Source organism: Mitsuokella sp. AF21-1AC (genome assembly GCF_003458855.1).
Lineage (GTDB): Bacteria > Bacillota > Negativicutes > Selenomonadales > Selenomonadaceae > Mitsuokella.
Genome location: NZ_QRVW01000005.1, coordinates 84,016 through 110,727, shown reverse-complemented (window position 1 = coordinate 110,727; position 26,712 = coordinate 84,016). Strand labels below are relative to the sequence as shown.

The window sequence follows — 26,712 nt, the reverse complement described above, 5'->3', positions numbered from 1 at the left end:
ATTCGATAAGATTTATTGGTTTAAATGTGCTTAATAGTTCACATTTAAGTACATTTATCTATATTTTTTAAGGAGGAGTTTTTTGATGTTTACTGTCGATCGTTTAGCAGACCCTTCGTTCTTTGCCGAAAATCGCCTGCCGGCACACAGCGACCACATCGCATATGCCGATGCCATGGAGATGGCCGATGGTGTTTCGAGCCTGCGCCGCAGTCTGAACGGACTCTGGTATTTCCACTATGCGCGCAATCTCGCCGCACGTCCCGAGGGCTTTGAACAGCCGTCGTACGATGTCAGCGGCTGGGAAACGATCCGCGTGCCGGCACATTGGCAGATGGAAGGCCACGGCGTGCCACAGTACACGAACCAGACGTATCCGTGGGATGGCCATGAGGTCGTGCATCCTGGTGAGGTACCGCAGCGCGAGAATCCAGTCGGTTCCTACGTCAAGGATTTCATCCTGCCGCAGGGCTGGGACAATGCCGTGCTTTCCCTGCAGGGTGTGGAGTCGGCTGTCGCCGTCTACCTCAATGGCCAGTACGTTGGCTACAGCGAGGATTCCTTCACGCCGTCGGATTTTGACCTGACGCCGTATCTCAAGCAGGGCACGAACCGCCTGGCCCTGCAGGTCTTCCGCTTCAGCTCGGGCAGCTGGCTCGAGGACCAGGATTTCTGGCGTTTCTCGGGCATCTTCCGCGAGGTCGTGCTCTATACGAAGCCGCAGGTTCATCTTGAAGACCTGCGCGTCACGGCCAAGCCTGTCCACGAGTACCAGGACGGCCAGCTGTTCTTTGACATGAAGTGGAACAGCGGCGATGCACATACGGTGCATGTCGAGCTCTTCGACCCCGAAGGGAAGGCCGTCCTCGACGAGGTGCAGCAGGTCGAAGGCCAGACTTCGTCGTTCGAGGCAGAAATCCAGGATGTCAGACTCTGGAGCGCGGAGGAGCCGCATCTCTACCGCGCCGTCATCACGGTCCGCGATGCGGCAGGCCATCTGCAGGAGGTCATTCCGCAGGACATCGGCTTCCGTGAATTCCGCATGGACGGCACGATCATGAAGCTCAACGGCAAGCGCATCGTCTTCAAGGGCGTGAACCGCCATGAATTCGACTGCTACAGCGGACGCGCCATGGATCCGTCCCTCATTGAGCGCGACATCATCACCATGAAGCAGCACAACATCAATGCCCTGCGCTGCTCACATTACCCCAATTCCAGTTATCTCTATGCGCTCTGTGACCGTTACGGGCTCTACGTCATCGATGAGACGAATCTGGAGACGCATGGCACCTGGATGCGCAACGGCAAGTGTGACATCATCGCCGAGACGCTGCCGAATGACCATGAGGAATGGCAGGACATCATCCTCGACCGTGCAAAATCCATGCTCGAGCGCGACAAGAATCACGCATCCATCCTGATCTGGTCCTGTGGCAACGAGTCGTGCGGCGGCAAGGACCTCTACGTGATGAGCGAGTATTTCCGCCAGGCAGACCCGACGCGCCTCGTGCATTATGAGAATATTTTCTGGGACCGCCGCTACAACGGGACGAGCGATATGGAGAGCCAGATGTATCCGCCTGTCGCTGACATCCGGAAATTCCTCGCCGAGCATCGCGACAAGCCGTTCATCTGCTGCGAGTACACGCATGCGATGGGCAACAGCATCGGCGGCATGCACAAGTATACGGAACTCACGGATGAGGATCCGCTCTATCAGGGCGGCTTCATCTGGGATTTCGTCGACCAGGCCATCTGGCACAAGGACCGTTATGGCAAGGATGCCTATGCATATGGCGGCGACTTCGGCGACCGCCCGAACGACGGCAATTTCAGCGGTGACGGTATCCTGTTTGCAAACCGCAGCCTGACGACGAAGATGCAGGATGTCAAGTTCAACTATCAGAACTTCGATCTCGCTGTTACGGCTGAAGGCGTGACCATCACGAACAAGAGCCTGTTCACGGATACGGCTGCTTACGAGCTGCATCTTGAGATCCTGCTCGATGGCCGCAAGGTCTGGAAGGAGACGATCGCAGCACCTTCCATTGCACCGGGCAGCAAGGGGATGGTTTCCTTTGAGAACCTGCCGCTCACCAATGCCGGCGAGGAGACGATCACGGCCTCGCTCTGCCTCAAGGAGGATACGCTCTGGGCCAAGCGCGGCTTTGAAGTCGCCTTCGGTCAGGGAACCTGGCAGGTCGATGAGATCGAGGTGCCAGATGAGGAGGAGACGGTGGAAGCGACCGATTTTGCCCGCGCAGCGCGCTGCCGTCACTACCAGGCCGATATGGAACTGGAGACGAAGGCGGAGAAGCCGCTGCACATTGTCCACGGTGACATCACGCTCGGCGTCCGCGGCGAAGGCTTCGAGATTCTGTTCTCCAGTGCCTCCGGCAATCTGAGTTCGTACAAATACAATGGTGTGGAACTCGTGGAAGAGCTGCCGAAACCGTCGTTCTGGCGTGCGCCGGTCGATAATGATTACGGCAGCCGCCGCGACTTCATGACGGCGCAGTGGAAGCTTGCAAGCCTCTACCGCCGCTGCGTTAAGAAGGAACTGCTCGATGAGACGGGCAGCTGGCGGGAGTTCGACTGGTTCGGCCAGCTCGGCCAGAAGGAATACGAGGCGAAAAGCCTCTCTGTCCGCTTCACGTATGAACTGGCCACGCAGCCGCTTTCTTCCTGCTGCATCACGTACACGGTCGAAGAGGACGGCGCCATCAGGACAGCACTCGATTACGAGGCCGTCGAGGGCCTGCCGGAAATCCCGGATTTTGCCATGATCTTCACGCTGCCGGCTAATTACGATCAGCTCCGCTTCTACGGTTACGGCCCGCTCGACAATTACGTCGACCGCAGTCAGGGAGCCAAGCTCGGCATCTACGAAACGACGGCAAAGGCAGAAGTGGAGCCGTACCTGCTGCCGCAGGAGACGGGCAATCACGGCGGCATTCGCTGGTTCGAAGCAGTCGACAAGCGCGGCCGCGGCGTGCGCCTCTCGATGGATGAGGAGCCGTTTGAAGCTTCGGCCCTGCCGTACACGGCACACGAGCTTGAGAATGCGCGCCATCCGTACGACCTGCCGGAGGTCCATCACACGTTCCTGCGCGCTTCGCTCGGCCAGTGCGGCGTGGGCGGCGACAATACCTGGGGGGCACCGGTTCTGCCGGAATACACGGTCAAGAATACGTCGAAGCATCTCTCCTTCTACTTCAAGGGAATCTGAGTGTCTCGTGTCCTTTGTTCGGATAGGAAATCCAGAAAGGAAATCAACATGATCCAATACGATGAAAAGACGGGCGTCTTTCACCTGCGCAACGAGCAGATGAGCTATGTGCTGCAGGTGGTGCGCGGCCGCTATCTCATGCACCGCTACTGGGGCAGACCCCTGCGCGCCTTCCGCGACAGCCGTCCATTCCAGCAGATTGACCGAGCGTTCTCGCCGCAGCCGGCGGCCTATGAGAATGAGCGTACGTTCTCGCTCGACGTGCTGCCGCAGGAATATCCATCTTACGGCCACACGGACTACCGCATCCCGGCATATGAAGTGCGCCTCAAGGACGGCACGACGACGACGGAACTCTTCTACAAGAGTTACGAGATCCAGCAGGGCAAGCCTGCTCTTCCCGGCCTGCCGGCCTCGTATGCGGAGGATAACGAAGCCGAGACGCTTCTCATCCATCTCGAGGATTCCAAGGGCAAGCTGGCCGTTTGCCTCTCGTATACGATTTTTGCTGGGACGAATGTCATCGCGCGCAGTACAAAGATCGAGAACAGCGGCACGGAAGCACTGGAGCTCCTGAATGCCGCGAGCTTCGCGCTCGATTTGCCTGATCACGATTACGACCGCATCAACCTCTGGGGCGGCCATGCGTCGGAACGCAATATGGAACGCGTGCCTCTCATGCATGGCATCGAGGAGAGCGCGAGCCGTCGCGGCGCGAGTTCGCATCAGACGTCGCCGTTCCTCGCTCTTTTGCGCAGGGATGCGGGGGAGACGCAGGGTGATGTGTATGGCTTTGCTCTCGTCTGGAGCGGCGAGTTCTCGCTGAAGACCGAGGTCGAGCAGTTCGGCACGACGCGTGTCGTCGGTGGCATCAATCCGTTTGAATTCCGCTGGCATCTGGAGCCCGGCGAATCTTTCCAGACGCCGGAAGCCCTGCTCGTCTACAGCCCGGAGGGCCTGAACGGCATGAGTCAGTCCTTCCATGAGGTCGTGCGTCACCACATCGTGCGCGGCAAGTACCGCGACGTCGTGCGCCCAATCCTCGTCAACAACTGGGAGGCAACGTACTTCGACTTCGATGACGCTAAGATGGACAATCTCGCGGCCTGTGCCAAGGACCTCGGCATCGAGCTCCTCGTGCTCGACGACGGATGGTTCGGCAAGCGCGAGGATGACAATTCCTCGCTGGGCGACTGGGTTGTCAATACCGGGAAGCTCAAGGAAGGCCTGCAGGGGGTGGCCGAGAGTGCGCACAAGCGCGGCCTCAAGTTCGGGCTCTGGTTTGAGCCGGAGATGGTATCGGTGGATTCTGACCTCTACCGCGCGCATCCGGACTGGGGGCTCAAGGCGCCGTCATATCCGGTCAGCTTCGGCCGTCATCAGCTCGTGCTCGACCTCTCGCGCGCGGATGTCCGCGATTACATTGTCGACTCCGTCTGCAAAATTCTTGATACGGCGCCTATCGATTACGTCAAGTGGGACTTCAACCGCCATCTGACGGATGCCTTCTCGGCGAAACTGCCGCCGGAGCGTCAGGGGGAAGTCCGCACGCGCTTCGTGCTCGGCCTCTACGACGTCCTCGAGCGCATCACGCAGTCGCATCCCGATGTCCTCTTTGAGAGTTGTTCGGGGGGCGGCGGCCGCTTCGACGCCGGCATGCTCTACTACATGCCGCAGACCTGGACGAGCGACGACACGGATGCCATCTGCCGCTTTTCCATCCAGAGCGGCACGAGCCTCGTCTTCCCGCCCATCACGATGGGCGCTCACGTCTCCGTGACGCCGAACCATCAGGTCGGCCGCGTCACGCCGATGCAGACGCGTGCATTTGCAGCCATGATGGGCTGCTACGGCTATGAGATGGATATCACGCGCATGAGCGAGGAGGAGAAGGCAGAAGTACGCAGCCACATCGCCCTCTACAAGAAGATCCGTCCGACGATGCAGCTCGGCCGGTTTTACCGTCTGCTGACGCCGTTTTCCGGCACGGGCAATGAGACGGCCTGGGAGTTTGTATCAAGAGATGGGCAGGAAATCGTACTCATCTACTTCAAGACGCTCGCAACGCCGGCGACGGAGCTGCGCACGCTGAAACTTGAGCAGCTCGACGCGGCGGCAGAATACGAAGTGACGTCGTACAGCCCCGCACGGGGACTTTCGCACGATGGCGCCGGCAACAGGAGTCTGAGCCTTGAGGGCAAGTCCTTCTACGGTGATGAACTCATGTACAGCGGCATCGAAGTGCCGAAGATCGACACGGACTTTGCTGCCTACATGTGGGTGTTTGAGCGCAAGTAAGAAGCGGCAGGCAAAGGATGATATACGGCTCCCGGATAAGGCAAGGAAAAACTCTGCCTTATCCGGGAGCCGCTTTTTCTGAGGAAAGCACGGGAATCTTTGTTCCCATGCAGAAATTGCAGCAGGAAAAATCATATTTCATGTATAATATAAGTATTATGACTTTATGGCAGGCAGGGGACCTGCCAAATACAGATGTTAGGGGAATCCATCATGCAGAAAATCAGAAAAGCAGTCATACCGGCTGCAGGCTACGGGACGCGGTTTCTGCCGGCTACGAAGGCGACACCGAAGGAAATGCTGCCGATTGTCGACAAGCCGACCATCCAGTACATCGTCGAGGAGGCGCTCGCGAGCGGCATCGAAGAGATCCTCATCGTCAGTGGTCATGGCAAGCGCGCCATCGAGGACCATTTTGACTCGGCGCCGACGCTCGAGGCAGAGCTCAAGAAGAAAGGGAAGCTCGATCTCCTGAAGATGGTGCAGGATACGGCCAACATCCGCATCCATTACATCCGGCAGCGTTACATGCGCGGCCTTGGCGATGCCATACTTTGCGCCAAGGCATTCATGGGGGATGAGCCCTTTGCCGTGCTCCTCGGCGATGATGTCGTCTACAGCCCGGAGAAGCCGGCGCTCAAGCAGCTCATCGATGTGTATGACAAGACCGGCGGCTCGGTACTCGGCTGCCAGATTGTGCCGGCCGAGAAGGTTTCTTCTTATGGTATTGTCGCAGGGGATGAAACGGAGAATCCGCGGCTGATGCGCGTGCGCGATATGATCGAGAAGCCGAGTCTCGAGGAGGCGCCGAGCCGCATGGCGGTGCTCGGCCGCTATATCATCCGTCCGGAAATCTTTGGTATCCTGGAGCATACGGCACCTGGCAAGGGCGGCGAGATCCAGCTCACGGATGCCTTGAAGGAGCTTGCCCGCCAGCAGGCCGTCTATGCGTATGACTTTGAAGGACAGCGCTACGACCTCGGCGACAAGCTCGGTTTCCTCAAGGCGACGGTGGAGTTTGCGCTGCGCCGCGAGGATCTGGGCGGGCCGTTCCGGAACTATCTCAAGGATCTCGTTGCCAGAATCTGAGGTGTAAAGGTTGCAGAAGAAAAATAAGGCAAATCTGGCGCTGGGCATCAGTGCCGCGGGCTTCCTTGGCACGTTTGCAGCGGGCGGCTCCAGCTTTGCCGTGGGACTCTTTCATCATGGCTTCCTGGCCGCCACGATTGGCGGCCTGGCCGATTGGTTTGCCGTTACGGCACTCTTTCACAAGCCGCTCGGCATTTCCTATCGTACGGATGTCCTGCGCCGCAATCGTCAGCGGCTCATGGATGCCATCGTGACGTTTGCGAGCGAGGATCTCCTGAGCACGCAGAATATCATGAGCGTCATCCGCACACAGGATACGGCCGGGCTGCTCGTCGATTATCTGGAGCATCGCGGCGGGCGCGAGGGCGTCGTCGAGGTGGTCGATGCCGTTGTCCTCAAGATCGTCAATGACCTTGACAGCAAGAGCATCGCGAAAGAACTGGCACCGGCTGTGCGGGAAGGTCTCGGCGGCCTCGCTCTTGAGAACATCCTGCTGGAACTCGTGCGCATGCTCGGCGAGGAACGTCATGCCAAAAGGATCCTGCACAGTGTCCTGAGCATCGGTGAACAGGTCCTGGCATCACCGGCCATGCAGCAGGTCCTGCTCGACAATATCAAGGTCCTGCGCAAGGAATATGAAGGGGAATCCGCCGGCCGTGCGTTCGTGCTTTCGGCCCTGGGCCTTGACGACAAGGAACTCCTGAACATCTTCAATGAAAAGGCCCGTCAGGGCCTTTCGGGGCTCTTGAGCGAGCAGACGGAAAGCTATGGGCGGCTCAAGGCGGGCTTCGAGAGCATGGCTGTGGCGTTCAGCCGGGATGAATCCCTGCGCCATGCCCTTGCGGCATGGAAGGAGCATTGTCTGCAGGAAGTCAATATCGAAGGCCTGTTGGAGCGGTGGATCGATACGAGTCTCAAGGGAGAAAATCCCTTCTGGCTCCCGAGCCTTCACGCCTTCGTGGAAAAGCGCATCGATGATTTTGTTGCTTCAAAAGCTTGGCAGCATCGTTTTGACAAGCTCATGAAGGACTTTCTCGAAAGCGAGCTCACGAAGCACCACGAGCTCATCCCGGGACTCATCCGCGAACGGCTCGATGAGTTCAGCGATGATGATCTCGTGCACTTTGTGGAGGACAAGGTGCAGGATGATCTGCAGATGATCCGCATCAACGGATCCATTGTCGGCTCGCTCGTCGGCATGGGGCTCTATCTCTTGGTCTGGGCTGCAGAAAGGGTGTGGGGCATATGATTGAGCGCATCAAATCGTGGAATCAGGCGGACCGCGTGCTGCTGATGGCTTTTGTGGTCTTTCTCATCGCCCTGTATTGTCATTTGCAGCAGCCGTCTTCCATAGTCGTGTCCGGCTTCCTCTTCTGTGCGGAAGCGGCGCTGGTGGGCGGCATTGCCGACTGGTTTGCCGTCACGGCACTTTTCCGCAAGCCCCTGGGCTTTCCGTATCATACGGCCATCCTGCCGCGCCGCCGCCAGTCCTTCATCAAGGCGTCGGTGACGATGGTGCAGAAAGAATTCTTTTCACGCCGCAAGGTGTTTCATCATCTGGAGCGCCTGCATCTGATGCCGATGCTCATGAAGTGGCTCGGCGAGCCCGATACGCGTGCGAAGGTATCGCATCATCTCTATCATTATGCGCGGGGGTTCCTGCTCCGCAAGGACAGTGAGCAGAAGGCAGCGGAATTCGCTCAGCACATTCGCGCGCATCTCAGCACGATGGAGCCGGAGGATCTTTTTTCCAATGTCGGGCGCTGGCTTCAGAAGAGCGGCCGCGATAAGGAATTCTTGGCGAAAGTAGCCGCATACCTGCGGGAAAAGGCCATGCAGCCGGAAACGGCTCAGGCCATCGAGACGATGCTGGAGCGCTACGAGAAGGAAAAGGCCAAGAGCACGCTGGCTCTGTTTTTGACGGGGCTGGCCGAAGCCATGGATCTCGTCAATCTCGAGGACGCGGCCAAGATCATGCAGAAGCAGCTCGTGGCAATGCTGACCGAGCTCGGCACGAAGGATTCGGATCTGCAGAAGGACATGCTGGCCCTTTTCTATGAGAAGGCCGCTGTTCTCAATGCAGAGCCGGAATTTCATCAGCTCGTGCATGAGCTGCGCGACAGTCTCGTGGCAGAGCTGCCGATTGAAGAGGTCGTGAGCCGTGCTGCCGCGCATATGCGGGAGCATTTCGATGCCGATGCCGCGCGTCAGGTCGATGCCGTTGAGGAGCATCTGCCGGTCCTGCGCAGCCGCCTGGCCATGATTATCGAGGAAGAGTATGACAGGGGCCTGCATCTGATGCAGGAAGATGAGGAGCTGCGCCGCACGGTCGGCCGATTCCTCTACGACCTCATTGCCCGTTCTGCCCTGCATGCCCAGACGCTCGTCGGCGTCATTGTCCGGAGTGTGCTGTCGCGCCTGACGGACGAGCAGCTCAATCATCTCGTTTACGATAAGGTCGAGCCGGATCTCCTGTGGATTCGCATGAACGGCTCCATCGTCGGTGCGGGCATCGGCTTGGTTCTTTATTGTCTTTTGCAGCTTGTTTCGTAAAAAATCCTATCTCCCGGGAGCGAAATCGTGCTATACTGAAAGCAGGATGTACGTGTCTTACTTACGGCTCCCGTGAGTATGTGGATTGAAATTGTAACATTGAATAGTATCTGGTGTGAAAGAGGCTGTGGACAAAAAGATTTTATCTTTTGTTCACAGCCTCTTTTCAATGATTGACGGGATGGCAAAGCTGTGGTATCATAAAGAATACCGAATGTGGAGCAGTCCACACTGGCGCATCCTGTGGGATGTGATGCATGTGGGGATGTAAAGGTTTCGACGGGGTATTGAAGCCACAAAGTTCGCAGGCCAATGGTCATGAATGCCTGAAGCTTGACCGCTAAATTCAACTGACGAAGCTGAATACGCATACGCTGCCTGAGCCTAGCTCAGATAGCCCCTCTGGAAGTACGAACCGTCAGCCAACCCGGAGGCTTTAAATAAAGACGGCAGTTTCCTGTTTTGTACAAAACAGGTGGTGGAGAACTCTGAATCCCAGAGTTCCGCTCCTATGATGCCCGCATTCTCGGGCTATTGCGATAATGCTTTGTGATGTGGATGTATTTCGGACAGGAGTTCGATTCTCCTCATCTCCACCATTTAGAACCCATTGCCGCATGGCGGCTTAGATAAGGCTCGGAGTCACTGGCTTCCGGGCCTTTTTTATATCATGGACCTTGTTTTTAGAAGGAGTGTTTTGTTATGGAGGAGCAGCGGCCCATCATCATACAGGGGGCCATGGAAGTGGAAACACAGCACATCATCGAGCAGATGACGGAGGTGCGGGAGGAGCCCTTCGGGCCGTTCCGCTGCGTGCGGGGCCTCTATGAGGGGCGGCCGCTCGTCGTCAGCGAGACGCAGTGGGGCATGGCCAATGCGTCGGCGCTGGCGGCGCTTGCCATCGCACGGTACAAGCCAAAGGCCGTCATCAGTCAGGGCACGGCGGGCGCGCATGATCCGTCGCTCGATGTTTACGATATCGTGCTCGGCGCGCGCACGGCCAATTCCTCGGCCTGGCAGAGCCATTACCGGGCAGCAGGATCGGGCGTGGATTACCGCGGCTTGAAGAAGCTCGGCGTCTTTGCCTGGGATGAGCGGAAGCAGGCCTTTACGCAGGAGGTCTACCATTTCGGCGATGCTGCACTGCTCACGGCTGCGCGTCAGGCTGCTCCTTCCTACCGGCATGGCCGCGTGGTCGAAGGGACGATTACGACCTGTGACAGCTGGAACTGTGAGGTGGACCGCATTGCCTTCCTGCGGGAATTCTACGGTTCCCTGGCGGAGGAGATGGAGGGGGATGCCGTGGCGCAGATCTGCCAGTCCTTTGCCGTGCCGTTCCTGGCCGTGCGCATCATCTCCAACAGCATCCTGCGGAACCAGGACCCCTGGGATCTCGGCACGGGGCCTGCCTGCCAGGACTTCGTGCTCGCCCTTTTGCGCGCCTATTGGCAGTAGGACTCTGGAACGGGACTTTGATTTTGCAAGTTCTATCCCCCTGGGAGGCTTACGGAGTTTATGGATATGACGTATAATGATAAGCGTCAACAATTGTGTCGTAATCATTTTATCGTATCTTGGGGAGATGAAATTCATGCACATTCCGGAAAATTACCTGAGTCCATCGACCTGCGCGGTGCTTGGCGCAGCCATGGTGCCAGTATGGCTCGTGGCCGTCTCGAAGGTGCGCCGTCACGTGCCGCAGGAGAAGCTGCCGCTTCTGGGGATTGCCGCGGCACTCTCATTCCTTGGCATGATGTTCAACGTGCCGCTGCCGGGCGGCACGACGGGGCATGCGGTCGGCGGCACGCTCATTGCCATCTTGTTCGGGCCGTATGCGGCCTGTCTGGCCGTCAGCGTGGCACTTCTCATCCAGGCGCTGTTCTTCGGTGACGGCGGCATCCTGGCGCTCGGTGCCAACTGCTTCAATATGGCATTCCTGCTGCCGTTTAGCGGCTATGCCGTTTATTCGCTGCTGCAAAAACGCCTGACTTCGCCGGGCGGCCGTTACGTGGCGGCGGGCCTCGGCGCCTATGTCGGCATCAATCTGGCGGCTCTTGCTGCAGCCGTCGAGTTTGGCATCCAGCCGCTGCTCTTCACGGATGCGGCGGGACAGGCACTCTACTGCCCGTATCCGCTCTGGATTTCTGTGCCGGCCATGATGATCGGCCATCTGACGCTTTTTGGCCTGGCGGAAGTCGTGTTCACGACGGCCATTCTCTCCTATCTCGTGAAAACGTCGCCGGAGCTTTTCGGTGAGGTGCAGATGAAGACGGGCAAATCCCTGTATGCGCTGCTGACCGGGCTGATCCTCTGCACGCCGCTTGGCTTGCTGGCTGCCGGCACGGCCTGGGGCGAATGGGACCCTGAAGAGCTTGCAGGGCAGGATTTCCTCGGCACGGCACTCGGTTATACGCCGGCCGGCATGGAGCAGGGGTTCTCGTTTGATGCGCTGTTTCCGGATTATGCCGTGGCGGGCCTGCCCGATGCCTTCGGCTATATCCTCTCGGCCGTCATCGGCACGGCGCTTCTGGTGCTGCTCTTCAAGATGGCGGCACCGCTTCTGCGGACGCGTACGGATTACGGTGAATCGGTGTCGAATCACTGAGCCGCAGTATGATTTTTGAATTGCGATAGGTTATGAGGTGTTCTTCATGATGGATTTGCCTGCATGGGCAAAGCGGGAAGAAAACTACAGACCAGACAGGGACCGGGATGCATTCATCTCCCGGTCTCTTTTGCGTCTCCTCGGCGTGCTGCAGGTGCTGCGCGCCCAGGCGGCGCGGGGCCATCACGGCCATGCACCGTTCTGCCTTTTCCTGCTTGTTTTGCTCATCCTGTTCATTGCCACGGCGCGTACATCAGCTTTCCTCTGGCTCGTGCTCGGCGGAGAGCTCGTGTTGCTCTGCTTCCTGCCGGGAGACGTACTGCGCAAGAATCTTCTGGGCGCACTGACGGCGGGGCTGTTGTCGCTGCTGCTCATCCTGCCGGCCCTCCTGCTCTGGGGCGGCGGACCGTATCTTTTGCTTCCCTTCAAGACGGTGCTCTGTGTCATCGCGCTGAACCTCCTGCAGGAATACTTTTCCTGGCACGAGATCACGGGGGCTCTGCGCACCTTCCGCTTGCCTTCCGAAGCTGTATTCATCCTCGATACGACCCTGCGCTACCTCGTCCTGCTCGGCGATCAGGCCGGTGCTTTGCTCACGGCGCTAAAGCTGCGTTCCGTCGGGCACAACCGCCGCAAGCACCAGGCGATGGCCGGCATCATGGGCATCCTCATGCAGCGCTCGCAGCGCATGTCGGTGGAGATGGTCGAAGCCATGCGCTGCCGCGGCTTTACGGGAGAGTACGCGGCTTTGTCAAAGAGCGGGCAGTCATCCTGGCGGGGCCTCTTCGTGCCATTGGTGCTGGTCCTTTTCTATACCTGCTTTTACTTGCGACTGGAGGGATTTCCTTGGTGATGGAACTTGATGATATCTGCTGTGCCTTTGACCGCGAACCGGTGCTGCGCCATGTGAGCTGCCGGGTGGAGAAAGGAGAGACGGTGCTTTTGACGGGGCCGAACGGCTCGGGCAAGACGACCTTGCTGCGCCTGCTGAACGGTCTTGTTTTTCCGGAGATCGGCCATTACCGATTTGAAGGAACGGAAATCACAGCAAAGCGCATGCGCGAGCACCGGTATGCCAAATGGTTCCATCAGCGGCTTGGCTACGTCTGGCAGAACCCCGATGCCCAGCTCTTCTGCGCGAGTGTCGAGGAGGAGCTCGCGTTTGGGCCGCTGCAGATGGGCCTTGCCGATGAAGCGGTGCGCGAGCGCGTCGAGGATGCCATCGCGTATTTCTCGCTTGACGCACTGCGCAGGAAACCGCCGTATTATCTTTCGGGCGGGGAGAAGAAGCGTGTCTCTCTCGCCTCAATCTTCACGATGAATCCGGCCGTCTGGACGCTCGATGAACCGGAGAATTTCCTTGATGCCAGGGGGCAGCAGCAGCTTATCGGCTTCTTGCAGGCGCTGAAGCAGGCGGGCAAGACCATCGTGCTGACCTCGCATCATCCGGCTATCATCCGGAAGCTTGCCGACCGTGAACTGTCCCTTTCGGCAGAGCATGCCCTCATTTCTTCCGCAGCTCCTGAAAGAATGGCATAAAAAAAGCAGTATTTCTCTAGACAAGATTGACACGTTGGTAATATAATGAAGTGCGGAATTGATTCCCCGGCCGCCGGCGGGGGAAATGGATCAGGCAGAACAGAAAGGACGGTGGGGAGAATGGACGATCACCCTAGTACGATAGATCCCAAGCGATATGAATATCCACCGGGGGAAACGACCGTCCGTTCCCGCACCTTATCCTGCTAGTGGAACCCGGCTGCTTTCCTTTCGGAACCGTGGAAAGGAGACTCCCAACCCATGCTGCAAATCTACAAATCCCTGGAGAGCGGCCCTCTCCAGGAGCTGACGCTCAAGACACTTGAAAAAGGGGCTTGGATCAACATCGTCGATCCGACGCCCTATGAGCTCAAGGTCGTCAGCAATCTGACCGAAGTTGACCCCGATTTTCTGCGCTCCGCACTCGATGATGAGGAACGCTCGCATACCGATGTGGAAGAGAACTCGGTCATGGTCCTGACGAATGTGCCGGTCTGCCGCGGCAAGGACAGCTACGATGCCCTGCCGCTCGCCATCATCGTGACGGACGAATACATCATCACCGTCTGCCTCGAAGAAACGCCAGTCATCACGGAATTCAACGAACGCACATCGCGCCTTTTCCGCACGTACAAGAAGACGCGTTTTCTGTTTCAGATCCTGTACAAATCGGCCACGTACTTCCTGCGTTACCTGCGCCAGATCTCGAAGCTTTCCGACGAGATTGAGGACCAGCTGCGCCATGACATGAAGAACAGTGAGATCATGCGCCTGCTGGAACTTCAGAAGGGCCTGACATACTTCAATGCCGCCATCCGCTCGAACGGTGCCGTGCTCGACAAGCTGCTGCGTATGCGCAACAATCAGAGCCTGACGCCAATCCTCAAGGCCTATGAGGAAGATGAGGACCTCCTCGAAGACGTCATCATCGAGAACAAGCAGGCGAAGGAAATGGTCGAGATGTACAGCAAGATTCTCGGGCGTCTCGCCGATACGTTCTCGTCAATCATCTCGAACAATCAGAACCTCGTCATGAAATTCTTGGCGGCGATGACGATCATCCTGGCCATCCCGACGGTTGTCTCGAGTTTTTTCGGCATGAATGTGCCGGTGCCGTTTGCCGACAATGCGCACGGCTTTCTCTATGTCATCTGCATCGCGCTGAGCATCAGCATCGTCAGTGCTTACGTGCTCTGGCACCGCGATATGTTTTGAGGTACGCATATGGTCCTTGCAGAATCGAAGCTGCGGGTCGGCGTCATTTACGGCGACCCTGAAAATAACGAATACGTCTACATGCCGGGCAGCGAGCTCGGTGTCAAAGAACCCCTCTGCGTCTACGAGGCGGAGGGCATGCGGGAAGATGTGGATATGCATGAAGCCCTGCGCCTCATAAGGGTGCGAAGTTTAAAGCCTGCCCGTCATCCCGTCTGGGGAGAGAGTTCCTGCTGAAGGGGCTCTTTTTTTGTATATGAATTCAGGAGGAAGATCATGGAACTGCGAGTCTTGAAATATTTCCTGGCCGTCGCGCGTCACCGCAACATCACGCGGGCGGCGGAGGAGCTCCACCTGACGCAGCCGACGCTCTCACGGCAGCTGCAGGATCTCGAGGCGGAGCTCGGCACGCCGCTCTTTACGCGCGAGAAGCGCCGTATGGAGCTGACGGAAGCCGGCCTCTTCCTCAAGGCGCGCGCCGAGGAGATGACGGCCATCGAGACAAAGACGCTCGACCAGTTCGCCCATCTCGAGGACTTCATCGCGGGCGACGTTTATCTCGGCTGCGGCGAGACACAGGCCGTGCGGCTCGTCGTGCAGGCCCTGACGCCTCTCGGGCGCGCTTATCCGCAGATTCACTTTCACTTCGTCAGCGGCAACGACGAGCAGACTTTCGACGCCCTGCAGAAGGGCGTGCTGGACTTTGGCCTCTTGTGCCAGCAGACGCCGCCGGCGGACTTCGTCTACCGTCAGGTTCCGTTTGACGACGAATGGGGACTCTACCTGCGCAGAGACCATCCGTTGGCGCAGAAGACTGCGATTGCACCATGTGACCTCTACGGGGAGCAGCTGATCATCTCACGCCAGCTCCTGCGCGATCACGTCTTTGCACACTGGCTCGGCAAGGATCCCGAAGAGCTCGACATCCGGGCGACCTACAATCTCGTCTACAACGCCGCCTTCCTCGCCGAGCAGCGCCTGGGGCTCCTGCTGTCCTTCAAAGGCCTGGTTCCCATCGAAGGGCCTGAGCATCCCAATCTGACCTTCCGGCCGTTTGCACCGGCGTTTTCCTCCCACAACTACCTGATCTGGAAGAAAGAGCAGGTCTTCTCGCGCGCCGCCGCCATCGTGCGCGCCCGCCTCGAAGAAGTCTTCGGTTCACATGATTGATGAATGAGTCAATGCCTGGTAGGCATGAAATGGGATTTAAACCAAGCATTGGTAATATAAGCGCCTTTTGCCGTATAATAAAACCAGTTCAAGGAACGTGTTGAAATGGTTTTCAGAAAGCAAGAGGTGCTTTATTATGATAAAAAAACTCTGGAAGAAGATGGCAGCGATGGCCGTGCTTGGCACTGCTTTTGCCCTTGGCGGCCACGCCATGGCAGCAGAGGCAGCGGCGAATCCGGCAGCTGCGGCAAACGAGACGAAGACTGTTGTGGAGCAGAAAGGGGCAGAGAAATTGCATCTGACAAACGAGTGGGATAAGACATTCCCCGAGAGCAAGGAAGTCAATCATCGGAAGGTCACCTTCCACAACCGCTACGGCATCGAGCTCGCGGCGGACCTCTATGAGCCGAAGAACGCCAAGAAGGGCAGCCTTGCGGCCATTGCCGTCAGCGGCCCGTTCGGTGCAGTCAAGGAGCAGGCATCCGGCCTCTACGCACAGGAGCTCGCGAAGCGCGGCTTCCTGACGATTGCCTTTGACCCGTCTTATACGGGTGAGAGCGGCGGCGTGAACGGCGTGCGCAATGTCGCTTCGCCGGATATCAACACGGAGGACTTCTCGGCAGCCGTCGACTTCCTTTTGACTGAAGCGGATGTCAATCCGGAGCGTATCGGCATCCTCGGCATCTGCGGCTTCGGCGGCATGGCTCTCAATGCAGCAGCCATCGACACGCGCATCAAAGCAACTGTAACTTCGACGATGTATGATATGAGCCGCGTGATTGCCAACGGCTACTTCGACTATGAGAAGGATGCGGAGACCATTGCCAGGGAGCGCATGGCAAACCGCAAGGCCCTCAATGCGCAGCGCACGGAAGACTACCGCACGGGCACCTACAAGCGTGCGGGCGGCGTCGTCGACCCGCTGCCGGCCGATGCTCCGCAGTTCGTCAAGGATTACTACGCCTACTACAAGACGAAGCGCGGCTATCATCCGCGTTCCGTGAACTCCAACGAGGGCTGGAACGCGACGAGCGCGCTCTCGTTCATGAACATGCCGCTGCTCTCCTACGCCGGTGAGATTGAGAGTCCCGTTCTCGTCATCCACGGTGAGAAAGCCCATTCGCGCTACTTCAGCGAGGGTGCTTTCAAGAAGCTCAAAGGCACGAACAAAGAGCTTCTGATCATTCCGAGTGCCAACCACACGGACCTCTACGACAATATGGAGAAGATTCCGTTTGACAAGATAACGGCCTTTTACCAGAAATACCTGAAGTGATGGCATTCCCTTGCTCAAAAAAAACCAGCCTGGCGGTGAAAAACGTCAGGCTGGTTTTGTCGTATTTTTGGACGATTGAAAACGGTTTTCTAATTGTCTTTCTTGTGATAAAATAAATGATAAATGAACCGGGAGGTGAAAACGGATGGGAAAACAGAAAGGTCAGGGCATCGTTGAATATGCATTGATATTGGCCTTCGTGGTGAGCGTGGGAGGCCTGCTTTTTGCCAATGTGAACGGGAGTCTGGCAGACTCCATCCGCTCTGTTTTCAGCAATGTCGGTACCCTGCTGGAAGAAGCATCAAAGCAGCCGCTTACGCCGGTCACTACAGCAAAAGACATCATTGAACGGCTTAGGCAGGGAAGGTATGAGGACCTGGCGGATGTGCTTCAGGGGAAACCAGATAAAACGCTGGTGATTTCTTCGGACAGTGCAGAAGGACAGAACCTGGCTCGGAAATTGAATATCCAGACAAAAGAGGGAGATGCCTGGTTTGCCAGAGTCCAAACTGATGGGATAACCGTGTTTTCGTATTACTCGGCAGAGGCCAACAATGGTATGACATACAAGCAGCTGGTAGCGGATTACAATAAAGATTCCAGCAAATATTATCTGCCGGGAATAAAGGACGCTGCTGGGAATAACAATAAATTTGTAATAATTGATGAAGGGTTGTTCAACAATAACGGAAAAAGTGCCGTGGACTCGGGACAGACCTACTTTTCAAATGTCCGGGGCTACGTGGGGCCATCCCCCGGTGGAACAGGACTCATCATCGATCCTACGCCCACGAACAATCTTAAATAGGCTCCGATTGGCGGAGGGAACCCGCTGCGGGAAATCGGAAATCGAAAAAAGGCACATACTGCCATCATATGAATTGCGGTATGTGCTTTTTTGCGTGTCACTCCCAGAACTTTTATTTATCCAGGAATTTTTTCAGGACTCCGCTGACGGTTCCGGCTGTTCGTTTGGCAATCGTTTGTCATCATGACATGGAGCTGCTTAGATTTCCATTAGTAGGGCAGGAATGACCGAGATGAATGCGGTCATATTGCTTTATGTACCAGCAATACGCAAGTATTTGATACCTAGTCAATGAAAAAATCGTTCTTGTCGATACTGCATAATTTGTATATTATATAAACAGATAATAAATACTTGTTAAATATACAAATTGAAGTAAGGAGAGATCCCTATGAAATCATTGCAGTACATCAACGGTATCATCGCGTCAAAGAAAGACATCGGTCTGCTCGTCTTCCGCATCTTGATTGGCCTGGCCTTCATCTGGCACGGCGTGCCAAAGCTCTTGAGCGGTCCGGAAGGCTGGAACGCACTTGGCTCGATGATGGGCGCGCTCGGCATCCATATATTCCCGACGTTCTTCGGCCTGCTCTCTGGCATGGCGGAGACATTCGGCGGGCTCTTCATCCTGCTCGGCCTGTTCTACCGTCCAATGGCCCTCTTCCTCGTCGGCAATCTCATGATGGCGACCTCCATCGAGCTCGCCTCCGGCGCACCGCTTCTTCAGGCCTCGCGTCCGTTTGAGGAAGGCGTATTCTTCCTCGGCGTCATCTTCGCCGGCCCTGGCCGCTACAGCCTCGACTATCTGCTTCACAATGAAGTCGGTGAAGAAGAGCGTAGCTTAATCTGATAGAGGCTGCTGGTAGTTACGATAAAGCCCCGCCTGTTCCATTCCATTGGGACAGGCGGGGCTTTGTAATTCTTTCCGCGCATGTTAGCGCAACGTTATCTCACATTTAAGTCTGTTCGATACGATAGATGCATCAAACGAAGGAGATGATGACGATGATGCAGCGTATCACAGACTTGGACTTTCAGATCCTGCTCTGGATTCAGCAGAACATCCGCGGGGAGGATGCGACGGATTTCTGGGAGTCGATGACGGACCTTGGCAACATGGGCGCCATCTGGATTGCCATTGCACTGGCTCTGTTCATTTACCGCAGGACGCGCCTTTGCGGAGCGACGGCCATGTTGGCCATCGTCATCAACACGTTGGTCGCGAATGTCATCCTGAAGAACTGGGTGGCCCGCCCGCGCCCATTCATCACGCATCCTGAGCTCCATCCGCTCATCCACCTGCCGGCGGACTTCTCGTTCCCGTCCGGCCACACGTCCTGTGCGTTTGCCGTCGCTTTCGTCATCTGCGCGCTGCTGCCGAAGCGCTACAGCATCCCCGCGCTGCTCGTAGCCGCTTTTGTCGGGCTCTCCCGCCTGTACCTCGGCGTCCATTACCCGACCGACGTCCTTGCCGGCGTGCTCATCGGCTTTGGCGCTGCGAAGCTTGCCATCTGGTGCGTCCGGCGCTGCAAAAGGCAATGGCGGCGAGATTCCTGATCCTGCTATACGTAAAAAAAATAACAGATGATTTTCGATAAGTATTTCACAGGAAATGCTTATTTTGCTATGATGGAGAAGATAAAATAACGGAAACAAAGACGAAATGGAGAGCAAGATGAATCGACGGACTTTTATACTGGGGGGATTGGGCGTGCTCGGAGCGGCTGCGGTCGGAGGGGCGGGGTATCTGCACTCCGCGCGCTTTGGGCGGCCATTCCGGCCGGAACGCCTGGCACGCATGCAGGCATCGCCTCATTACATCAATGGGCGCTTTGAATGCCTTGAACCTGTGCGCGTTATGGAGGACGAGAACCAGAATCTCGTGACAGGCTGGCTGAACTATTTGACAGAGGACAAGACGGGCTCGGTGCCGGATGCACCGCTGCCCAGTGCGAAGACGGACCTCTGGGCACAGGACGCGAGCGAGGACTTCGTCGTCTGGATGGGCCATTCGACGTTCTACTTGCAGCTCGCCGGCCGGCGCATCCTCATCGACCCGGTCTTCAGCAGTTATGCCTCGCCGGTGTTTTTCCTCAATCGTGCCTTTTCGGGCAGCAACGTCTACAGGGCGGCGGACATCCCTGCCGTCGACCTCCTGATCATGAGCCACGACCACTGGGACCATCTCGACTATCCGACCATCATGGCGCTCAAGGACAAGATTGGGGAAATCGTCTGCCCCCTGGGCGTCGGGGAGTACTTTGAGGCCTGGGAATTTGACCCCGCGCATCTCCATGAGGAGGACTGGGATACGGACATCGAGGTCTTCCCGGACTTCCACGTCCACGTGCTGCCATCTCAGCACTTTTCCGGACGCCTGCTCGAGCAGAATGCGACGCAGTGGGCCTCCTTTGCCATCGTGACGTCGGAGCACAAGGTCTACTACAGCGGCGACGGCGGCTATGGCGCGCACTTCCGCGCCATCGGCGAGCAGTTCGGCGGCTTTGACCTAGCCCTGATGGAAAATGGCCAGTACGACCGCCGATGGCACCGCATCCACATGCTGCCAGATGAGACAGCGCAGGCGGCAACGGACCTGCGGGCGCGCTATGTCATGCCCGCTCACAATTCAAAGTTTGCGCTGGCCAAGCACACCTGGCAGGCCCCGATGCAGGATCTGACCGCCGCCAGCACAGGAGCTCCGTGGCAGCTCCTGACGCCCGAGATCGGGGATAAGGTCGCCCTGTGGTCGCCAGCCGCCTTCTCAGAGTGGTGGGATACCTGATGTCATACCATACAATTTTTGAATAGCAGATGATTTTCGATAAGCATTTCACATGAAATGCTTATTTTGTTACGATAGAGAAAACAAGGAAATCAAGTGTGCCGCATCTGGCGGCACGGATATACGAGGAAGAAGGAATCATCATGGAAAAACAGACAGCAGGACACAAGGCATTGGGCGATTTTGCACCGCAGTTTGCGGCGCTCAACGACGATGTGCTCTTCGGCGAGGTATGGGCGAGGGAAGCGGAGCTCTCGCCGAAGCTTCGCAGCATCGCGACGGTCTCGGCGCTCGTCGGCAAGGGAACCGCTGGCGATGCACTGCGCTACCATCTGCAGACGGCGCGGCAGCACGGTGTCACGAAAGAGGAGATGGCCGCACTGCTCACGCATCTGGCCTTTTACGCCGGCTGGCCGAACGCCTGGGCGGCGTTCCCCGTGGCCAAGGAAGTCTACGCCGATGCCGCTGATGCAGAGAATCGCGGCGGCTTCTTCGGTCTCGGCGAGCCCAACGATGCCTATGCCAAGTACTTCACGGGCCAGTCGTACCTCAAGGTCCTCTCGAAGAAGGGCGACCCGCTGACCATCTGCAACGTCACGTTCGAGCCGGGCTGCCGCAACTTCTGGCACATCCACCACGCCAAGCAGGGCGGCGGCCAGGTCATCATCTGCGTCGACGGCGAGGGCTGGTATCAGGAAGAGGGCAAAGCGCCGCAGAGCCTGATCCCAGGTGACATCGTCGAGATCCCGGCAGGCGTCAAGCACTGGCACGGTGCCAAGAGAGCGAGCTGGTTCTCCCATCTCGCCTTCGAGATCCCGGGCACGGAGACGAGCAACGAATGGTGCGAGCCCGTAACGGATGGCGAATATCCGCAGGACTGATCATAAAAAGCAACAAAAGAAATTTCCCTCAGGCTGGCGGGGAATTTTCGGCCAAGTAAGAAGATGAATGAGAAAGAAGGATGTATTTTGGCGAAGAAAGCACTCGTCGTCTATTTTTCTTGGACTATACTCACTCCAATGACATAGTATTTACCATCATCATTACGAGGGGGATTTTATATGAATATCCGCAATGTGATTCCGAAAGTGGCAAAAGGGCTGGCAGCTTCCGCTCTTTTGGCGAGTACGGCGCTGTCTGTGCCGACATGCCTTGCTGCTGACCTTAATGTGAAAAATGCTCAAACGGAAACGGAAATCACGCAAGCACTCATGCAGGAAGGCGGTGCGGTCTATCCCATCGGGCAGCCAAACACGGGATATGCCAAGTATTTCACGGGCAGGAGTTTCCTGTTCCCCATGCAGGGCAAGGGCGTGAATGTAGCCAATGTGACATTTGAGCCGGGGTGCATCAATTTTTGGCATAAGCATCATGGAAGCTGTCAAGTCTTGGCCGGGGTATCGGGCAAGGGTTACTACCAGATTTGGGGCGAGGAGCCGAAGGAACTGTTGCCGGGCGAAAGCGTCACCATCCCGGAGAATGTGAAACATTGGCATGGGGCACAGCACACGAGCTGGTTCCAGCACCTCTCCATTATGAAGGAAGGCGCATCAACAGAGTGGCTGGAGCCTGTGAGCGAAGCAGAGTATGCGAAACTGAAATGAGCAGTGCGAGGAGGTCCTGACGCGCGCCGACATCGTAGAGGAGCCTCTGATTTTGTCGGAGCAGGCGATGAAGCGTCATGAGCTGGATCATTACTTCGGCAGTGCAGCGGAGAAGATTGAGGTGGCTGGCACCTACAACCTGCTCTACAATACGATCTTCTTCATTGAGGCGGGCATAGGCAGTGCGCTTTGCTTCAAGGGCATGGCGGATGCTGTGGAAACGTCACGCGGGCTGGTTTTCCGGCCGCTGGAGCCAGAGCTGCGCTCGGCGAATTATGTGGTCTGGCGCAGAGATCAGGTCTTCTCCCGCGCCGGCCGTCTCGTCGTGGCGGCTCTGGACGAGGTTTTTCTAATCATGCCTAATAAGCATTATTAATAGTTAAAACAAGGTATTTGTAATCATAAACCCCTTCCCTTATAATAAACTCATCAAGCAAAACAACAGGATAGGCAATGATGAGATGCAATAAGGAAGGGGTTTTTTCCATGAAGAATTTCAAGAACAAGAAGAGAGCTGCTTGGCTGATGGTCGCCGTGATGATGGGGACGTTCGCCTAAGGCGCAGGTGATGTATTCCTGACCTTGAATCCATGAGATAGAGCTCGGTCAGGAAGAAGAAAGGATGAGATGAGATGAAACGACAGCAGCAGTTACTGCTCTTGCTTCTGGCATTCGGTGTGTTCAGCATCCTCAATACGGAGATGGGCATCATCGGCATCCTGCCGATGGCGGCGGAGATGTACCAGGTGAATATCGTGCAGGCGGGGCTGCTCGTCAGCCTGTTTGCACTCGGTGTGGCCATAGCGGGGCCGACGATGCCGCTCTTGTTCTCGCGCTTCAACCGCAAGCGCGTGATGCTGCTTGTGCTGGGCGTGTTTACGTTCTGCAATGCACTGGCTGTCTTTGCGAGTGATTTCCAGCTCCTGCTGGTGCTGCGCGTCGTGCCGGCCTTCTTCCATCCGGTCTACTGCGCGCTCGCCTTCAGCGTGGCCGCGGCTTCGGTGGTTCCAGAGGATGCACCGCGAGCCGTGGCGCGCATCAATATGGGCGTCGCCGCTGGCATGGTTATCGGCGTGCCCATCAGCAATGTCTTGGCTGCGACGTTTGACTTCTCGGTGGCGATGGCCTTCTTTGCAGGTGTGACGGGGCTCATGTTCCTGCTGACGATGGCCTTCGTGCCGGATTTGCCTGTGGCGCAGCCGATGCGCTACGGTGCGCAGCTTTCCGTCCTGAAGCGCCCGCCGGTCTGGCTGTCCATCGTGGCGGTCATCTGCCTCAATGGCTCGATCTTCGGCGTCTACAACTACCTTGCTGACTACCTGCAGCAGATTGCGGCGCTGCCGGGACAGTTCATCGCAGCTCTGCTTCTCGTCTACGGCCTCTTGAACATCTACGGAAGCTATCTGGGCGGCAATTTCCTCGCCAAGCGTCCTCGCGCGACCGTACGCCTTTTCCCACTGTGCACCATCGTGCTCTACGGCCTGCTATTTGTGAGCGGTGGCCAGCTGCTGCCGCTCCTCGCGGCACTGATCGTGGCCTGGGGCATCCTCGGTGGCATCAACGCGAACATCAATCAGTACCTGCTGGCCTGCGTGGCGTCGGATGCACCGGATTTCAGCAATGGCCTGTTCCTGACAGCAGCCAATCTCGGCTGCATGGCGGGAACCATGCTCAGCGGCTTCTTCATCCGCAGCCTCGGCCTGCCCTACGTCGTCTGTGGCGGACTGGTGATGGCAACAACGGCCCTGCTGCTCACAAAGTTCGTGCACTGCCAGGCGGATGAGCGTATCGGTGATGAGCATCTGCTACTGCCGGACGGAACAGACCGGTAAAATGCGCCATAGCACTATCATGGAATAAGCATCGTTTCCATTCTATGCCATGCATTTTTTCTATAGCAGATGATTTTCAATAGGCATTTCACATGGAATCATTCTCTTGCTATCATAGAGAAAAGCGAGAGAAGTTAGATCGTAGTTTGGATAAAAGGAGCAAAACACATGTTAGGAAATTTTTCTTATTGCAACCCGGCAAAGCTCTATTTCGGTGATCAGTCGCTGGACTACTTGAATGAGGAGCTGCCGAAGTACGGCAAGAACGTCGTCCTGATCTATGGCGGCGGCTCGATCAAGAAAAATGGCATCTACGATGATGTCGTCAAGATTCTGGAGGCACAGGGCAAGAATGTGGCGGAGATCTCTGGCGTCATGCCGAATCCGACGCTCGCGAAGCTCTACGAGGGCATCGAGATTGCGCGCCAGCATCAGGCGGATTTCCTTCTGGCTGTCGGCGGTGGTTCGGTCTGCGACTATGCGAAAGCTGTCTCGGTCTCGGTCAACTGTGAGGAGGATCCTTGGCAGAAGTACTTCCTGCGCTTTGAGGAGCCGTCCTGCGAGACGCTGCCGGTCGGCTGTGTGCTGACGATGGTCGGCACGGGCTCGGAGATGAATGCGGGTGCCGTCATCACCAATCAGGAGACGAAGCAGAAGATCGGTCATGTCTTCGCGGATGAGAAGATCATCCCGCGCTTTGCCATCCTGAACCCGCGGTACACGATGACGCTGCCGCACCGCCAGATGGTGGCCGGCATCTACGACATCTTCAATCATATCTGTGAGCAGTATTTCTCCGGCACAGACGATACGACGAGCGACTACATCAGCGAGGGTCTGATGCGCTCGGTGCTGCATGCCAGCCGCATTGCCAACAAGAATCCGCAGGACTACGAGGCTCGCAGCAACCTGATGTGGACGGCGACCTGGGCACTCAACACATTGATTGCCAAAGGCAAGAGCACGGACTGGATGGTCCACATGCTCGGACAGGCCGTCGGCGCTTATACGAACGCAACGCACGGCATGACGCTCGCCGCCGTCTCCCTGCCGTACTACCGCCACATACTGCCGTACGGCCTGCCGAAATTCAAGCGCTTCGCCATCGAGGTCTGGAAGGTCAATCCAGAGGGCAAGACGGATGAAGCGATTGCCGAGGAAGGCCTCAAGGCCATGGAAGCCTGGATGAAAGAGCTCGGCCTCGCGATGAACATCTCTGAGCTCGGCGCGACGGAAGACATGATTGAGGGCATTGCCGACGGTACGCTCATCCTTGAGGGCGGCTACAAGGTACTGGATCACGAGGAGATCGTCAAGATCCTGAAGGAGAGCCTTTGAGGATGCGTTGCCATCATTGATTGATAAGAGTATCCGAGGGACAAAGAACTGGTAGATTAAGAATAGAAAGGTGAACTAGCATGAAGCAAAATATCGGTAAGGCATTGGCACTCTATCCCTCACCGCTCATCGTCGTCGGCAGCATGGTTGATGGCAAGCCGAACTGGACGCTTGTCGCCCATGCCGGCATAGTGGCGCATAGCCATCTGATGCTGTCGATGGTACAAAAACATCATACAAATAAGGGCATCAAAGAGACGAAGAAAGTTTCCGTTAATGTCGTTGATGAGAGCTGGCTCAAGGAAGCCGACTACATGGGTGTGGTTTCCGGCAATAAGACGGATAAATCCGCCGCTTTTGCCTACACCATCGGTGAAAACGGTGCACCGCTCATCGACGAGGCCAAGGTTTCCATTGAATGCACCTTGGTTAACACCCTCGAATTGGATGGTTTCGACAATTTCATCTGCCGCATTGAAGCGACCTATGCAAACGAAACCATCCTCAATGATGCTGGCAAGATCGACTACCACAAGTTCAAGCCTGTCCTGTTCGAGTTCCCAACTTATGAGTACTTCGTCACAGGTGAGAAAGTCGGCGACTGTGCACGCATGAATCACCGCCAGAAATGAAAGCACTTGTCGTCTATTTCACTTGGTCAAATGGCAATACGGAGCGCATCGCAAAGGTACTGCAGCAGGCACTGCAGGCGGATATCCTGAAGATCGCAGCGCCGGATGACTACCATGAAGACTATGACACGGTCGTCCGCAAGTCGCAGGAGGAAATCCGCCGCGGTTACCGTCCGCGCGTCAAGGCGTGGCTGCACGGGAATGGCATAGCATAAGAGTAGCTGAGAGAAATTTGGGAAAGGAGTTTTCAAGATGATAAGGAGCGCAGCGATTGCCTTACTCAGTATTCTTTTTTGGGGGACAGGCATGGTTCAAAGTGAAGCAGCATCGGCTCAGCCGGACAATGGAAATGCGGCAGCGATACAGGCATCGACGCCCGCACCGGCCAAGAAGGCCGTCAAGATCGTACAGACAGCAGGACGCCAGCAGCTCGGCGATTTTGCGCCGGATTTCGCCCGCTACAATGATGATATCCTGTTCGGTGAAGTCTGGAGCAAGAACGATGTGCTCTCGCTGCATGACCGCAGCATCGTGACGGTCTCTGCATTGATTGCACAGGGCATCACCGACAGCTCGCTCAAATATCACATCGAGTCGGCGAAGAAGAACGGCGTGACGAAAGCGGAGATGGCAGAGATCATCACGCAGGTCGGCTTCTACGGCGGCTGGCCGAAGGCCTGGGCGGCATTTCGCTATGCCAAGGAAGTCTATCAGGAACCGGCAGCTAAATAGACCA

General features: G+C 56.8%; 25 protein-coding genes and 1 other RNA gene. All 26 read left to right on the top strand.

The window, feature by feature from the left end; all coding sequences use genetic code 11:
* The first annotated feature begins 85 nt into the window (after positions 1-85).
* Positions 86-3,232 carry a glycoside hydrolase family 2 TIM barrel-domain containing protein gene (locus tag DWX75_RS03225; RefSeq protein ID WP_118014901.1) on the top strand — a complete coding sequence of 1,049 codons (3,147 nt, stop codon included), beginning with the start codon at positions 86-88 and terminating at the stop codon, positions 3,230-3,232.
* Between the two features lie 48 nt (positions 3,233-3,280).
* A complete protein-coding gene (locus DWX75_RS03220) occupies positions 3,281-5,530 on the top strand; it encodes an alpha-galactosidase (RefSeq protein ID WP_118014900.1) in 2,250 nt (749 codons plus the stop codon).
* A gap of 213 nt (positions 5,531-5,743) precedes the next feature.
* Entirely contained in the window at positions 5,744-6,619 is an 876-nt protein-coding gene (gene galU, locus DWX75_RS03215) for a UTP--glucose-1-phosphate uridylyltransferase GalU (RefSeq protein WP_118014899.1), read from the top strand.
* A 10-nt stretch (positions 6,620-6,629) separates the two neighbouring features.
* Positions 6,630-7,868, top strand: coding sequence for a DUF445 domain-containing protein (locus tag DWX75_RS03210; RefSeq protein ID WP_118014898.1), 1,239 nt, complete (start codon positions 6,630-6,632; stop codon positions 7,866-7,868).
* Positions 7,865-9,172, top strand: a complete 1,308-nt coding sequence (locus DWX75_RS03205; RefSeq protein ID WP_118014897.1) for a DUF445 domain-containing protein — start codon at positions 7,865-7,867, stop codon at positions 9,170-9,172. Before DWX75_RS03210 ends, DWX75_RS03205 begins: the two co-directional genes overlap by 4 nt.
* Before the next feature lie 261 nt (positions 9,173-9,433).
* Positions 9,434-9,771: a transfer-messenger RNA gene (gene ssrA / locus DWX75_RS03200) on the top strand.
* A gap of 103 nt (positions 9,772-9,874) precedes the next feature.
* On the top strand, positions 9,875-10,627 hold the full coding sequence (locus tag DWX75_RS03195; protein ID WP_118014896.1) for a 5'-methylthioadenosine/S-adenosylhomocysteine nucleosidase: 753 nt from the start codon (positions 9,875-9,877) through the stop codon (positions 10,625-10,627).
* A 136-nt stretch (positions 10,628-10,763) separates the two neighbouring features.
* Positions 10,764-11,777 (top strand): cobalt transporter CbiM, encoded by a 1,014-nt coding sequence (gene cbiM, locus DWX75_RS03190; RefSeq protein ID WP_118014895.1) that lies wholly within the window; start codon positions 10,764-10,766, stop codon positions 11,775-11,777.
* A 46-nt stretch (positions 11,778-11,823) separates the two neighbouring features.
* Positions 11,824-12,630, top strand: a complete 807-nt coding sequence (locus DWX75_RS03185) for an energy-coupling factor transporter transmembrane protein EcfT (RefSeq protein ID WP_199497503.1) — start codon at positions 11,824-11,826, stop codon at positions 12,628-12,630.
* Positions 12,630-13,316, top strand: a complete 687-nt coding sequence (locus tag DWX75_RS03180) for an energy-coupling factor ABC transporter ATP-binding protein (protein WP_233519454.1) — start codon at positions 12,630-12,632, stop codon at positions 13,314-13,316. The genes DWX75_RS03185 and DWX75_RS03180 overlap by 1 nt, the downstream gene beginning before the upstream one ends.
* 261 nt (positions 13,317-13,577) lie before the next feature.
* Positions 13,578-14,531, top strand: a complete 954-nt coding sequence (locus DWX75_RS03175; RefSeq protein WP_118014894.1) for a magnesium transporter CorA family protein — start codon at positions 13,578-13,580, stop codon at positions 14,529-14,531.
* 9 nt (positions 14,532-14,540) lie between these two features.
* Entirely contained in the window at positions 14,541-14,768 is a 228-nt protein-coding gene (locus DWX75_RS03170) for a hypothetical protein (protein WP_118014892.1), read from the top strand.
* A gap of 39 nt (positions 14,769-14,807) precedes the next feature.
* Positions 14,808-15,701 carry a LysR family transcriptional regulator gene (locus DWX75_RS03165; protein WP_118014890.1) on the top strand — a complete coding sequence of 298 codons (894 nt, stop codon included), beginning with the start codon at positions 14,808-14,810 and terminating at the stop codon, positions 15,699-15,701.
* 136 nt (positions 15,702-15,837) lie between these two features.
* Positions 15,838-16,977 carry an alpha/beta hydrolase gene (locus tag DWX75_RS03160; protein ID WP_118014888.1) on the top strand — a complete coding sequence of 380 codons (1,140 nt, stop codon included), beginning with the start codon at positions 15,838-15,840 and terminating at the stop codon, positions 16,975-16,977.
* A gap of 145 nt (positions 16,978-17,122) precedes the next feature.
* On the top strand, positions 17,123-17,785 hold the full coding sequence (locus tag DWX75_RS03155) for a Flp family type IVb pilin (protein WP_118014886.1): 663 nt from the start codon (positions 17,123-17,125) through the stop codon (positions 17,783-17,785).
* Between the two features lie 391 nt (positions 17,786-18,176).
* Complete coding sequence (locus DWX75_RS03150) at positions 18,177-18,635, top strand: DoxX family protein (RefSeq protein WP_118014884.1); 459 nt, start codon at positions 18,177-18,179, stop codon at positions 18,633-18,635.
* A gap of 155 nt (positions 18,636-18,790) precedes the next feature.
* On the top strand, positions 18,791-19,342 hold the full coding sequence (locus DWX75_RS03145) for a phosphatase PAP2 family protein (RefSeq protein WP_158558754.1): 552 nt from the start codon (positions 18,791-18,793) through the stop codon (positions 19,340-19,342).
* A 118-nt stretch (positions 19,343-19,460) separates the two neighbouring features.
* Positions 19,461-20,570 carry an MBL fold metallo-hydrolase gene (locus tag DWX75_RS03140; protein WP_118014904.1) on the top strand — a complete coding sequence of 370 codons (1,110 nt, stop codon included), beginning with the start codon at positions 19,461-19,463 and terminating at the stop codon, positions 20,568-20,570.
* Between the two features lie 143 nt (positions 20,571-20,713).
* On the top strand, positions 20,714-21,451 hold the full coding sequence (locus DWX75_RS03135) for a carboxymuconolactone decarboxylase family protein (protein ID WP_118014881.1): 738 nt from the start codon (positions 20,714-20,716) through the stop codon (positions 21,449-21,451).
* A gap of 180 nt (positions 21,452-21,631) precedes the next feature.
* Entirely contained in the window at positions 21,632-22,174 is a 543-nt protein-coding gene (locus DWX75_RS03130; RefSeq protein ID WP_005841978.1) for a cupin domain-containing protein, read from the top strand.
* A 16-nt stretch (positions 22,175-22,190) separates the two neighbouring features.
* Positions 22,191-22,550, top strand: coding sequence for a LysR substrate-binding domain-containing protein (locus tag DWX75_RS03125; protein ID WP_118014880.1), 360 nt, complete (start codon positions 22,191-22,193; stop codon positions 22,548-22,550).
* 256 nt (positions 22,551-22,806) lie between these two features.
* Positions 22,807-24,006, top strand: coding sequence for an MFS transporter (locus DWX75_RS03120; protein WP_118014879.1), 1,200 nt, complete (start codon positions 22,807-22,809; stop codon positions 24,004-24,006).
* A 168-nt stretch (positions 24,007-24,174) separates the two neighbouring features.
* Positions 24,175-25,344 carry an iron-containing alcohol dehydrogenase gene (locus tag DWX75_RS03115; protein WP_118014878.1) on the top strand — a complete coding sequence of 390 codons (1,170 nt, stop codon included), beginning with the start codon at positions 24,175-24,177 and terminating at the stop codon, positions 25,342-25,344.
* Positions 25,345-25,424: 80 nt separating this feature from the next.
* Positions 25,425-25,976: a flavin reductase family protein gene (locus DWX75_RS03110; RefSeq protein ID WP_118014877.1), complete on the top strand. Its 552-nt coding sequence runs from the start codon at positions 25,425-25,427 to the stop codon at positions 25,974-25,976.
* The gene (locus tag DWX75_RS03105) at positions 25,973-26,191 is read left to right on the top strand and encodes a hypothetical protein (protein WP_118014876.1); all 219 of its coding nucleotides are present in this window, start codon (positions 25,973-25,975) and stop codon (positions 26,189-26,191) included. The genes DWX75_RS03110 and DWX75_RS03105 overlap by 4 nt, the downstream gene beginning before the upstream one ends.
* A 91-nt stretch (positions 26,192-26,282) precedes the next feature.
* Positions 26,283-26,708, top strand: a complete 426-nt coding sequence (locus tag DWX75_RS03100) for a carboxymuconolactone decarboxylase family protein (RefSeq protein WP_233519449.1) — start codon at positions 26,283-26,285, stop codon at positions 26,706-26,708.
* The last annotated feature ends 4 nt before the right edge of the window (positions 26,709-26,712 follow it).

Coding starts and splice junctions, on each gene's coding strand:
- DWX75_RS03225 (WP_118014901.1), top strand. CDS start 86: ATGTTTACTGTCGATCGTTTAGCAGACCCTTCGTTCTTTGCCGAAAAT.
- DWX75_RS03220 (WP_118014900.1), top strand. CDS start 3,281: ATGATCCAATACGATGAAAAGACGGGCGTCTTTCACCTGCGCAACGAG.
- galU (WP_118014899.1), top strand. CDS start 5,744: ATGCAGAAAATCAGAAAAGCAGTCATACCGGCTGCAGGCTACGGGACG.
- DWX75_RS03205 (WP_118014897.1), top strand. CDS start 7,865: ATGATTGAGCGCATCAAATCGTGGAATCAGGCGGACCGCGTGCTGCTG.
- DWX75_RS03195 (WP_118014896.1), top strand. CDS start 9,875: ATGGAGGAGCAGCGGCCCATCATCATACAGGGGGCCATGGAAGTGGAA.
- cbiM (WP_118014895.1), top strand. CDS start 10,764: ATGCACATTCCGGAAAATTACCTGAGTCCATCGACCTGCGCGGTGCTT.
- DWX75_RS03185 (WP_199497503.1), top strand. CDS start 11,824: ATGATGGATTTGCCTGCATGGGCAAAGCGGGAAGAAAACTACAGACCA.
- DWX75_RS03180 (WP_233519454.1), top strand. CDS start 12,630: ATGGAACTTGATGATATCTGCTGTGCCTTTGACCGCGAACCGGTGCTG.
- DWX75_RS03175 (WP_118014894.1), top strand. CDS start 13,578: ATGCTGCAAATCTACAAATCCCTGGAGAGCGGCCCTCTCCAGGAGCTG.
- DWX75_RS03170 (WP_118014892.1), top strand. CDS start 14,541: ATGGTCCTTGCAGAATCGAAGCTGCGGGTCGGCGTCATTTACGGCGAC.
- DWX75_RS03165 (WP_118014890.1), top strand. CDS start 14,808: ATGGAACTGCGAGTCTTGAAATATTTCCTGGCCGTCGCGCGTCACCGC.
- DWX75_RS03160 (WP_118014888.1), top strand. CDS start 15,838: ATGATAAAAAAACTCTGGAAGAAGATGGCAGCGATGGCCGTGCTTGGC.
- DWX75_RS03155 (WP_118014886.1), top strand. CDS start 17,123: ATGGGAAAACAGAAAGGTCAGGGCATCGTTGAATATGCATTGATATTG.
- DWX75_RS03150 (WP_118014884.1), top strand. CDS start 18,177: ATGAAATCATTGCAGTACATCAACGGTATCATCGCGTCAAAGAAAGAC.
- DWX75_RS03145 (WP_158558754.1), top strand. CDS start 18,791: ATGATGCAGCGTATCACAGACTTGGACTTTCAGATCCTGCTCTGGATT.
- DWX75_RS03140 (WP_118014904.1), top strand. CDS start 19,461: ATGAATCGACGGACTTTTATACTGGGGGGATTGGGCGTGCTCGGAGCG.
- DWX75_RS03135 (WP_118014881.1), top strand. CDS start 20,714: ATGGAAAAACAGACAGCAGGACACAAGGCATTGGGCGATTTTGCACCG.
- DWX75_RS03130 (WP_005841978.1), top strand. CDS start 21,632: ATGAATATCCGCAATGTGATTCCGAAAGTGGCAAAAGGGCTGGCAGCT.
- DWX75_RS03120 (WP_118014879.1), top strand. CDS start 22,807: ATGAAACGACAGCAGCAGTTACTGCTCTTGCTTCTGGCATTCGGTGTG.
- DWX75_RS03115 (WP_118014878.1), top strand. CDS start 24,175: ATGTTAGGAAATTTTTCTTATTGCAACCCGGCAAAGCTCTATTTCGGT.
- DWX75_RS03110 (WP_118014877.1), top strand. CDS start 25,425: ATGAAGCAAAATATCGGTAAGGCATTGGCACTCTATCCCTCACCGCTC.
- DWX75_RS03105 (WP_118014876.1), top strand. CDS start 25,973: ATGAAAGCACTTGTCGTCTATTTCACTTGGTCAAATGGCAATACGGAG.
- DWX75_RS03100 (WP_233519449.1), top strand. CDS start 26,283: ATGGTTCAAAGTGAAGCAGCATCGGCTCAGCCGGACAATGGAAATGCG.